This is a genomic window from Blautia sp. CGZ-1-C1 (genome assembly GCF_056504575.1).
Window position 1 is genome coordinate 1 of the sequence record NZ_JBWLUT010000177.1, and the last position, 10,560, is coordinate 10,560.

At 42.4% G+C, this 10,560-nt stretch carries 6 protein-coding genes and 2 pseudogenes; 4 read left to right on the forward strand and 4 right to left on the reverse strand.

What is annotated here, in order from left to right; genetic code table 11:
• Positions 1–70: 70 nt before the first annotated feature.
• The 4 genes and pseudogenes from AC058W_RS16110 to AC058W_RS16125 form a co-directional block, all read right to left on the reverse strand.
• Positions 71–613 (reverse strand): annotated as a pseudogene (locus tag AC058W_RS16110) (ammonium transporter); the annotation flags it as partial.
• Between the two features lie 726 nt (positions 614–1,339).
• Positions 1,340–1,465 carry a hypothetical protein gene (locus tag AC058W_RS16115; protein ID WP_479390320.1) on the reverse strand — a complete coding sequence of 42 codons (126 nt, stop codon included), beginning with the start codon at positions 1,463–1,465 and terminating at the stop codon, positions 1,340–1,342.
• A 402-nt stretch (positions 1,466–1,867) separates the two neighbouring features.
• A complete protein-coding gene (locus AC058W_RS16120) occupies positions 1,868–2,311 on the reverse strand; it encodes a hypothetical protein (protein ID WP_479390318.1) in 444 nt (147 codons plus the stop codon).
• Entirely contained in the window at positions 2,200–3,066 is an 867-nt protein-coding gene (locus AC058W_RS16125; RefSeq protein WP_479390319.1) for a glutamine synthetase III domain-containing protein, read from the reverse strand. The genes AC058W_RS16120 and AC058W_RS16125 overlap by 112 nt, the downstream gene beginning before the upstream one ends.
• A gap of 429 nt (positions 3,067–3,495) precedes the next feature.
• Between AC058W_RS16125 and purF the strand changes: the two genes are divergently transcribed.
• From purF to AC058W_RS16145, 4 genes and pseudogenes are all read left to right on the forward strand, one after another.
• Complete coding sequence (purF, locus tag AC058W_RS16130) at positions 3,496–4,920, forward strand: amidophosphoribosyltransferase (RefSeq protein WP_117846050.1); 1,425 nt, start codon at positions 3,496–3,498, stop codon at positions 4,918–4,920.
• A 547-nt stretch (positions 4,921–5,467) separates the two neighbouring features.
• Entirely contained in the window at positions 5,468–5,695 is a 228-nt protein-coding gene (locus AC058W_RS16135; protein WP_117677525.1) for an HPr family phosphocarrier protein, read from the forward strand.
• Between the two features lie 495 nt (positions 5,696–6,190).
• Positions 6,191–7,798 carry a CTP synthase gene (locus AC058W_RS16140; RefSeq protein ID WP_117846051.1) on the forward strand — a complete coding sequence of 536 codons (1,608 nt, stop codon included), beginning with the start codon at positions 6,191–6,193 and terminating at the stop codon, positions 7,796–7,798.
• A 74-nt stretch (positions 7,799–7,872) separates the two neighbouring features.
• A pseudogene (locus tag AC058W_RS16145) lies at positions 7,873–10,560 on the forward strand (glutamate synthase central domain-containing protein); the annotation flags it as partial.

Below are 10,560 nucleotides of genomic sequence, written 5' to 3' on the forward strand. Positions count from 1 at the left end.
CCACACTTACTTCAGGACGTAGTTTTCGCATTTATCGTGAAACGCTTTCGCGTTTTTCGTGCGCCGCTTCACCAAGGATGATGGCACCGATGGAGCTCTGCCACACCACCTACCATATGTACTGCACAGGAACCTGCAAATCGTGGAATCCATCTGGCTGATAAATCCACGCCCCGAATGCAGTATCCGGATCCGGATATACGACGAGACTGATCATAAGGCTGTAGACGCAATAGGAAAGGAACTTGGTACGTTCTCCCATGCACCGGAAACAATTGTTGCGATATACACAGAATACTGTCTGGAAGATTCAGAATTGCCAAGGGACTCCGTAGGAAGCATTCCTGAACCATAGTGTGCTTCTGTTGCAATACCACCAATCTTCCGATTGAATGAGTTACCTTCACCGAACATCAGACCGAAGCCGACCAGCCAGAAGACCGGGGTTCCGATACAGAAGTCCATCAGGTTTTTCATAATAATGTTACCTGCGTTTTTGGCTCATGTGAAGCCTGTTTCTACCATTGCGAATCCGGCCTGCATAAAAGAAGACCAGTGCGGCGCCGACCAGCACCCATATTGTGTTTTTCTGCGGAAAATTCCATAATAATATTCCTCCCTCATAAAAAATTTCCTCATATTTTATATGAATCAAAAAGCGCGATGGCCTGAATTATTTTACAGGTTCATCGCGCTTTTGCGAATATAAAATCAGTATTTTAATTTTATTGGCTTTATAGTGCAGAACATATCTGATGCAAAAAGATGCGGGTTATCTGTTATGTAATGCATGAAAGCTACGATTAATTATATGTAAAACAAGGGAATATCCGTATATCGTGTGATTAATGGATGAGGAAATCGATAATGAATTATGAAGTAGAGTTCATAAGGATATTCCCCTGTTATTACCTGATATCTGCGGATTGCTCCGCTGCTTTGCAGCTCCCGCAATCCTACAAATTATACGGAAAACAGAAGCTTATCATATGTAGGATATGGAAGCAGTGCATCCGGAATCAGAACCTCTGCAGCATCTACAGATTTCTCAGTGTTTCCAAGTATGGGAGAACAACTGTCTGATATGCTTTTGCATTTGCCAAGGATCTTCGGTAGCCAGAGCTTTTGCTGTGTCTGCCTTTAAGGTGTCAAGACCTGTGGAAATCTCGTCGGCAAGCTGTGAAAGCTCTTTGATTAGTTTTCCTTCGGAAGCTGTGCTTACATCTGCGACAACTGATTGCTCGCGGTCCGGCGGTAGCTGCAATCTTATCAATGTATGCAATTAAGATGGAAGGAAGTCCTTCTGTACCATTTCAACCATCGTATTGGACTCAATGTTTCATTTCTTGGAATAAGTTTCCAGCCAGATCTCATAACGGGACTCAATCTCTTCTTTTGTGAAAATATGATATTTGGTAAAGAGTTGGATGATATTGTTTATCTGAATCCACTTTGGGAGAAGCATCCAGTATGAATTTCGGGTTCTAAAGACCACGCTTCGGCTTCTTCAATCCATTCGTCGGTATCCGTTGCCATTGAAGATAACGCGTTTGTGATCTGTGATTGTTTTCCTAATCGATCATGGATTGCATTTTCGTCCATATTCTTCATCCGGAACGTCTTTTTTAACTGTTCTGCAAACTGGTGTACACACTCAGCAGGAACCACCGTGTCAGTGATCTAGGGTTGGCGACGAAGCCTCTAGATCCAAGCATACGGAACTCGAATTTGTTTCCTGTGAATGCGAATGGTGAAGTACGGTTTCTGTATCTGTGTTCTCCTTTACGAAATGAGGAAGTACTTTTGCACCGATATCCATCTGGACAGCGCGGCTTCCTGCAAAGTATTCACCATTTTCGATAGATTTTCAGATCTCTGTCAGCTCATCGCCAAGAAATACGGATACAACAGCAGGCGGAGCCTCGTTTGCGCCAAGACGGTGATCATTTCCGGCACTTGCTACAGAAATACGAAGTACATCTGCGTATTCATCAACAGCCTTGATAACAGCTGTCAGGAAAATCAGAAACTGTGTATTCTCAGCAGGTGTTTTGCCTCGATCAAGGATGTTTACACCTGTGTCTGTAATCATAGACCAGTTGTTGTGTTTACCACTTCCATTGATTCCCTCGAAAGGCTTCTCGTGAAGGAGGCATACAAGATCATGTTTGTCTGCGACTTTCTTCATGACTTCCATTGTTAACTGGTTATGGTCAACTGCAACGTTTGTGGTATCAAATACAGGAGCCAGCTCATGCTGTGCAGGAGCAACTTCGTTATGTTTTGTTTTAGCGGAATACCAAGTTTCCAAAGCTCTACGTCCAGGTCATGCATGTAAGCTGCAACACGTGGTTTAAGAGCACCGAAGTAATGATCTTCCATTTCCTGTCCTTTAGGAGCAGGGGCACCAATCAATGTACGTCCGCAGAATACAAGGTCTTTTCTCTGTTTATATAATTCTTTGTCTACCAGGAAGTATTCCTGTTCAGGACCTACGGTTGTATTGACGTGTCTGACTTCTTTATTTCCCATTATATGAAGAAGATTTGTAGCTTCTTTATCAAGTGTTTCCATGGAGCGAAGGAGAGGAGTCTTTTTATCAAGGGCTTCACCGCTGTAAGAACAGAATGCTGTAGGAATGTAAAGTGTTCCATCTTTAATAAATGCCGGTGAGGTAGGATCCCATGCTGTATATCCTCTTGCCTCGAATGTGGCACGAAGACCGCCTGACGGGAAACTGGAAGCATCTGGCTCACCTTTTACAAGTTCTTTACCGGAGAAATCCATGATGACCTGTCCATCTCCTGTAGGAGAAATGAAGCTGTCATGCTTTTCAGCAGTTACGTTTGTCATTGGCTGGAACCAGTGAGTATAATGGGTAGCTCCGTTTTCGGTAGCCCATTCTTTCATTGCAACTGCAACGGAGTTAGCAACATCAAGTTCAAGATGTGTGCCGTTCTCGATTGTTTTCTTTAATGCTTTGTACATGTCTTTTGGCAGTTTGCTTCGCATTACTTTGTCGTTGAAAACTAAGCTGCCGTACAGTTCAGGGATATTCTGTGCCATATAGGTACGCTCCTTTCGGTTTGTGATTTCGCTGATAAAATGAATATGTGTAGTCCGGCTACAGATCACGATAAAATCTGTAACGGATTTCGTCTCATAGAAAATTCCTCATCGAAAATTTTCTATAAAGCGAAAAGTATAAAACGAAAAAGGCGCCTTGGACTTATCTCAAATCCAAAGCGCCTTTGCTTTATGTGCTGTACTATAAACGAAATGAAAACAGATGTCAAGCACTTTTTTTGAAAAAATTCAGAAAAAATTTTTGAGATGTGGCAAAAAAAGGATAGGTTGACAAATTTGTTTCAATTATTATAATTTGGGATGTCAGGGTTTAAGTGACGAAAAGCTGTTCGTGTCTGCACGATAAGATTTTTTGGATTTGAAACCTGCCAGACAAAAGAACATTTGAATAGAATCGGAGGAAATCAGATGGCTGGAATAAAAGAAGAGTGCGGCGTCTTTGGAATCTATGACCTGGATGGCGGCAACGTAGTTCCGTCCATATATTATGGACTGACTTCTTTGCAGCACAGAGGTCAGGAATCCTGCGGACTTGCAGTTTCTGATACTAAGGGAGAACGTGGAAATGTGAAGTTTCATAAGGATCTCGGTCTGGTAAGCGAGGTTCTCAGACAGGATGTTGTCCGTAAATACGAAGGAGACATCGGAATTGGTCATGTAAGATATTCTACCACAGGAGCTTCTGTTGCCGAGAATGCACAGCCGCTTGTTTTATCATATGTAAAGGGAACTCTTGCACTTGCACATAACGGAAATCTGGTAAATACACCGGAGCTGAAATGGGAACTGATTCAGAATGGAGCGATTTTCCACACGACTACAGATTCAGAGGTTATTGCATTCCATATTGCAAGGGAGCGTGTACATTCTAAGACCGTAGAGGAAGCAGTATTAAAAACTGCCAGAAAAATCAAAGGTGCTTATGGCCTGGTTGTCATGAGCCCGAGAAAACTGATCGCAGTTCGTGACCCTTATGGTTTAAAACCGTTATGTCTTGGAAAAAGAGGAAATACATATGTGGTTGCTTCTGAAAGCTGTGCACTTACTTCTGTCAGTGCGGAATTTGTCCGTGATATTGAGCCAGGTGAAATCCTTACAATCACAAAAGATGGGCTGAAATCCAATATGGAACTTGCGACTCTTGCAACTGCAAAGAGAGCCCATTGTGTATTTGAATATATATATTTTGCAAGACTGGACAGTACGATTGACGGAGTGAAGGTTTATGACGCCAGAATCCGTGGTGGAAAGTCTCTTGCCAAGTCTTATCCTGTAGATGCGGATATCGTAACGGGTGTTCCGGAATCAGGACTTCCGGCAGCGAAGGGATATTCAGAAGCTTCTGGTATTCCGTTTGCTTTTGCCTTCTATAAGAACAGCTATATTGGAAGAACTTTCATCAAACCTACGCAGGAAGAACGTGAGTCCAGCGTACATCTGAAACTGAGTGTACTGGAATCGGTTGTCAAGGGTAAGAGAATCGTACTGGTGGATGACTCTATTGTAAGAGGAACGACGATTGCCAATCTGATTCATATGCTAAAAGAGGCAGGAGCAAAGGAAGTTCATGTGCGTATCAGTTCACCGCCGTTCTTGCATCCATGCTATTTTGGAACCGATGTTCCATCCAATGACCAGCTGATCGCTGCAAGTCACAGTACAGAAGAAATCCGAAAGATGATCGGTGCGGATTCTCTGGGATATATGCAGACAGATTATCTGGAGGGAATGGCAGGCGGTCTGCCATTATGCAAGGCATGCTTCGATGGAAATTATCCAATGGATATTCCGGATTATAGTCATGCGGAGTTTGCTGACATTGTGAAATGTTGATGATTCACATTTGAAAGGTGCAGTGTGCTGACAGTGTACTGCATCAGTTGTAGTGAATCTGATTTATAGATAGAGGTGGGATTACCTGCCTCTATATTTTTATGCTTATATACAAAGAAGGCTGGAGAGGAAAAGAATTTGTTTTAGATACATACATGCATTGTTGTTCATGTGTCAATGCTTTACAAAACGTACTATTAAGAACGGAGTGAATAGTAATATTTATTTCGTGAAAAATTGCAGAAACTTGTCACAGATTATGGGATCAATCTCACATAGTGGTATAACCAATATAGAGGATGGATGAATAATAGTGACAAAAAATAACACTTATTATATGATAAAAATATACTGAATGTATAAAAATAACGTTCCTATGGATAAAATTACATGCTCGAAATAACTTGACAAAATTCGCAATGAGGAAGATAATGTGTGCATTCCATAAAATGAAACCGTAATTGTCAGGTGTTGATTATTTTTGATATATGGTACAGCAGCAACAGATACAGGACAGTTACTCATAACTTTAGAAAGGGTGATTTTCATGTCACAGAGCAAGATTAAATTAAATGCAACAGAAGAAGTGCAGGAATTTGTAAACGCAGCAACCAGATGCGATTTTGATGTTGATGTATATTATAACAGATTTTTAATTGATGCCAAATCAATTCTTGGCGTACTCAGCCTTGACCTGACAAAGGTTCTGACTGTAGACTGCCATGGTGAGAGCAAAGAATTCAATCGTACTTTGAAAAAGTTTGCAGTGGCATAATGAGAGTTTTCGCTCATAAGTAAATATTGATTTCAAAAAAGACAGACTTGAAGAATAAAGAATTCAAAGCTGTCTTTTTGATTAAAGATGAAACTTCATTGTTGACAAACGAAAAAAAATGTTTTATAGTATAGCATATTTTTAAGAGACATCTGTGAGGAGTATTCTTTTCTCTCGATAAGTTATATGTAGAAGATTTAACCGAATCAAGTAAGTTCCCTGCGGAGGTTGCGAAGAACAATAAGCAGTGGTGGGCAGAGAGAAATCGGTATCTCCTATTGACATAGGACAAGTCACAATCAGCGGTGAGCTGACAGGTCAGATTTTGTGAAATTACTGACTGTGGATTGAAATAAAGGAAAACACATATTGATTAGGATATGTTGATCTGACAAAGGCGTCAGATGCAGGATATCAGATGGGTCAAGTGCCCTCTGAATACTGTATCTGACGCTTTTTCATTATAAACCAAGGATGATGGAGGAGGAAATCAAAATGGCAGTAAAGTATGTATTTGTCACAGGAGGCGTTGTTTCCGGTCTTGGAAAAGGAATCACAGCTGCATCCCTGGGACGTCTTCTCAAGGCGAGAGGATACCAGGTAACCATGCAGAAGTTTGATCCATATATCAACATTGACCCGGGAACCATGAACCCGATTCAGCATGGAGAAGTTTTTGTAACAGATGACGGTACAGAGACAGACCTGGATCTGGGACATTATGAGAGATTTATTGATGAGAGCCTCGACAAAAATTCCAACGTGACGACCGGTAAAGTTTACTGGTCCGTTCTTCAGAAAGAACGTCACGGAGATTTCGGCGGAGGAACCGTACAGGTAATTCCTCATATTACAAATGAGATCAAGAGTCGTTTCTACCGCGCCAAATCACCGGAGGAAAACAAGATTGCCATTATCGAGGTCGGAGGAACAGTTGGTGATATCGAAAGCCAGCCATTTCTGGAAGCCATCCGTCAGTTCCAGCTTAATGTGGGGCATGACAATGCAATTCTGATTCATGTAACGTTAATTCCTTACTTAAAAGCATCCGAAGAGCTGAAAACAAAACCAACCCAGGCGAGTGTAAAAGAACTTCAGGGAATGGGAATTCAGCCGGATATACTGGTATGCAGAAGTGAGCATGAGCTGACAGAAGAGATTAAAGAAAAAATCGCACTGTTCTGCAATGTGCCAGTCAGTCATGTACTCCAGAACCTGGATGTAGAATATTTATATGAAGCTCCACTTGCAATGGAGAGAGAAAAACTTGCAGATGTCGTTCTCTCAAGTCTGAGACTGGAAAACAGGAAACCGGATTTAAGCGACTGGGAAGCGATGGTAGAAAGCCTGAGAAATCCAAACAAAACAGTAAAAATTGCGATTGTAGGAAAATATACACAGCTTCATGACGCATACCTCAGTGTGGTAGAGGCATTGAAACATGGTGGAATTTCCTGCAGAGCAAAAGTGGAGCTTGACTGGATCGATTCAGAAGAACTGACAGAGAAAAATCTGGATCAGCAGCTTCATGATGTAGACGGAATTTTAGTTCCCGGCGGTTTCGGAAACAGAGGTACAGAAGGAATGATTCTTGCAGCGCAGTATGCAAGAGTATATAAGATTCCATACCTTGGAATCTGTCTGGGAATGCAGATGGCAATCGTAGAATTTGCCCGCCATGTACTTGGATATGAAGATGCAAACAGCATTGAACTTGATCCGGATACCAAACACCCGGTGATCGCACTGATGCCGGATCAGGAAGATGTCGAGGATATCGGTGGAACCTTAAGACTTGGAAGCTACCCATGTATCCTTGCAGAAGGCTCTAAATCATATGAACTCTTCGGTAAGAAAGAGATTCATGAGCGTCACAGACATCGTTATGAAGTAAACAACGCATTCCGTAAAGAACTTCAGGAGAAGGGAATGAATATTGTAGGAACTTCTCCTGACAACCGAATTGTAGAAATGATTGAGATTGCAGGGCATCCGTTCTATGTAGGAACCCAGGCACATCCTGAATTCAAATCCCGTCCGAACCATGCACATCCTTTATTCAGAGGATTTATTCAGGCGGCAGTCGATTATAAAGGTAATTAATTACTCAAACACATTCGTGTACTTGAAATAAAAAATAAGCGAAGAACAGCAGAAATAGAAAGGATGAGGAGATTATGAAAGAAGTGAGAGAACAACAGCAACAACAAGGTCTGTACCGGCCTGAATTTGAGCATGACAACTGCGGTATCGGAGCAGTTGTCAATATCAAAGGAAAGAAAACCCACGATACTGTTGCAAACGCATTAAAAATCGTAGAACATCTGGAACACCGTGCAGGTAAAGATGCAGAAGGCAAAACCGGTGATGGTGTAGGTATTCTTCTTCAGATTTCCCATAAATTTTTCAAAAAAGCCTGTAAGAAAGAGGGATTTGAGATTGGCGATGAGAGAGAATATGGCATCGCACAGTTTTTCTTCCCGCAGCACGAGATCAAACGCGCACAGGCAAAGAAGATGTTTGAGATCATTCTTGAGAAAGAAGGCCTGGAACTTCTTGGATGGCGTCAGGTTCCGGTATTCCCGGAGGTACTTGGACATAAAGCCAGAGAATGTATGCCATGCATTATGCAGGCATTTATCAAAAAGCCGGAAGATGTGGAAAAAGGTCTTCCATTTGACCGTATGCTCTACATTGCAAGACGTGAGTTTGAACAGAGTAATGATAATACTTATGTAGTTTCCATGAGCAGCCGTACCATCGTTTACAAAGGTATGTTCCTGGTTGGACAGCTTCGTACTTTCTTCGAAGATCTTCAGAACCCGGATTATGAATCTGCAATCGCCATGGTACATTCCCGTTTCAGTACCAACACAAACCCAAGCTGGGAAAGAGCACATCCCAACCGCTTTATGGTACACAACGGTGAAATCAACACCATCCGCGGCAACGCAGATAAGATGCTTGCAAGAGAAGAAAATATGGAATCACCATATCTGGAGGGACAGCTTCATAAAGTGCTCCCTGTTGTAAACAGAAATGGTTCCGACTCTGCAATGCTTGACAATACACTGGAATTTCTGGTAATGAGTGGTATGGAACTTCCGCTGGCAGTGATGATCACAATACCTGAACCATGGGCAAACAATGATACTATTTCACAGGCAAAGCGTGATTTCTACCAGTACTATGCAACCATGATGGAGCCATGGGACGGACCTGCATCTATCCTCTTCTCAGACGGTGATGTGATGGGAGCTGTCCTTGACAGAAACGGTCTCCGTCCATCCAGATATTATATTACCTCCGATGGTTATATGATCCTTTCCTCAGAAGTAGGTGTTCTGCCGATCCCGGAAGAGAAGATCGTATTAAAAGAGCGTCTCCATCCCGGAAAAATGCTTCTTGTAGATACTGTAAAGGGAAAAGTAATTGATGACAATGAACTGAAAGAGGGCTATGAAAATGCAGCCATACGGTGAATGGCTGGACAGTCATCTGGTACAGTTAAAAGACATCAAGATCCCTAATGAAAGACCGGAAGAATATACACCTGAGCAGAGAGCACGTCTGCAGAAAGCATTCGGTTATACTTATGAGCAGTACCGTACTTCCATCAGAAACATGGCATTAAACGGAGCAGAGAGCATCGGCGCCATGGGTGTGGATACCCCACTTGCAGTCTTTTCCAAACAGAACAGACCATTATTTGACTACTTTAAACAGCTCTTTGCACAGGTTACCAACCCTCCGATCGATGCGATCCGTGAGGAAATCGTTACCAGCACAAGTGTTTATGTAGGCAAAGACGGAAACCTGCTGGAGCAGAAACCGGAAAACTGTCAGGTATTAAAGATCAATAATCCGATCCTGACAAATACAGACATGATGAAGATTAAGAGCTTTAAACATGAAGGCTTCAAGACAGCGGTTGTTTCTACCTTATATTATAAGAGTACGAAACTTGAGAGAGCCATTGACCGTCTTTTCGTAGAAGTAGATAAAGCATTCCGTGAGGGTGCAAACATCCTTGTTCTTTCAGACAGAGGAGTAGATGAAAACCATATGCCGATTCCGTCACTTCTGGCAGTATCCGCAGTTCATCAGCATCTGGTAAAGACGAAAAAGAGTACCTCCCTTGCAATTATCCTGGAATCCGGAGAGCCAAGAGAAGTACATCACTTTGCAACCTTACTTGGCTATGGCGCAAGTGCAATCAACCCGTACCTTGCCCTTGAGACCATTCATGAACTGATCGACAGTCATATGTTGGAGAAAGACTATTATGCAGCAGTAGATGACTACAATCATGCAGTGATCAGCGGTATTGTAAAGATTGCTTCCAAGATGGGTATTTCCACCATCCAGTCTTATCAGGGATCTCAGATCTTTGAGGCAATCGGTATTTCCTCAGATGTGATCGAGAAATACTTTACTGGTACAGTCAGCCGTGTAGGCGGAATCACTCTGGATGATATTGAAGAGAATGTAGAGAAGCTTCACTCAGAAGCATTTGACCCATTAGGACTTCCTACAGACCTGACTCTGGACAGCGTAGGCGCACACAAGATGAGAAGTCAGGGAGAGGAACATCGTTACAATCCTCAGACTATTCATCTTCTGCAGCAGTCCACATGGACAGGAAGCTACGATCTGTTCAAACAGTACACAGATCTGGTGGATAAAGAAAACCACGGAAACTTAAGAGGACTTCTGGACTTTAAGTTTGCTGAGACTCCGGTTCCACTTGAAGAAGTGGAGAGCGTAGATGATATCGTAAAACGATTTAAGACAGGTGCCATGTCTTATGGTTCCATTTCACAGGAAGCACATGAGACACTGGCAATCGCCATGAACCACCTCCA

What these genes read in the sequence shown, in the direction of transcription:
- AC058W_RS16115 (WP_479390320.1), bottom strand. Translation starts at nt 1,465, where the DNA reads ATGCTTCTCCCAAAGTGGATTCAGATAAACAATATCATCCAACTCTTT.
- AC058W_RS16125 (WP_479390319.1), bottom strand. Translation starts at nt 3,066, where the DNA reads ATGGCACAGAATATCCCTGAACTGTACGGCAGCTTAGTTTTCAACGAC.
- purF (WP_117846050.1), top strand. Translation starts at nt 3,496, where the DNA reads ATGGCTGGAATAAAAGAAGAGTGCGGCGTCTTTGGAATCTATGACCTG.
- AC058W_RS16135 (WP_117677525.1), top strand. Translation starts at nt 5,468, where the DNA reads ATGTCACAGAGCAAGATTAAATTAAATGCAACAGAAGAAGTGCAGGAA.
- AC058W_RS16140 (WP_117846051.1), top strand. Translation starts at nt 6,191, where the DNA reads ATGGCAGTAAAGTATGTATTTGTCACAGGAGGCGTTGTTTCCGGTCTT.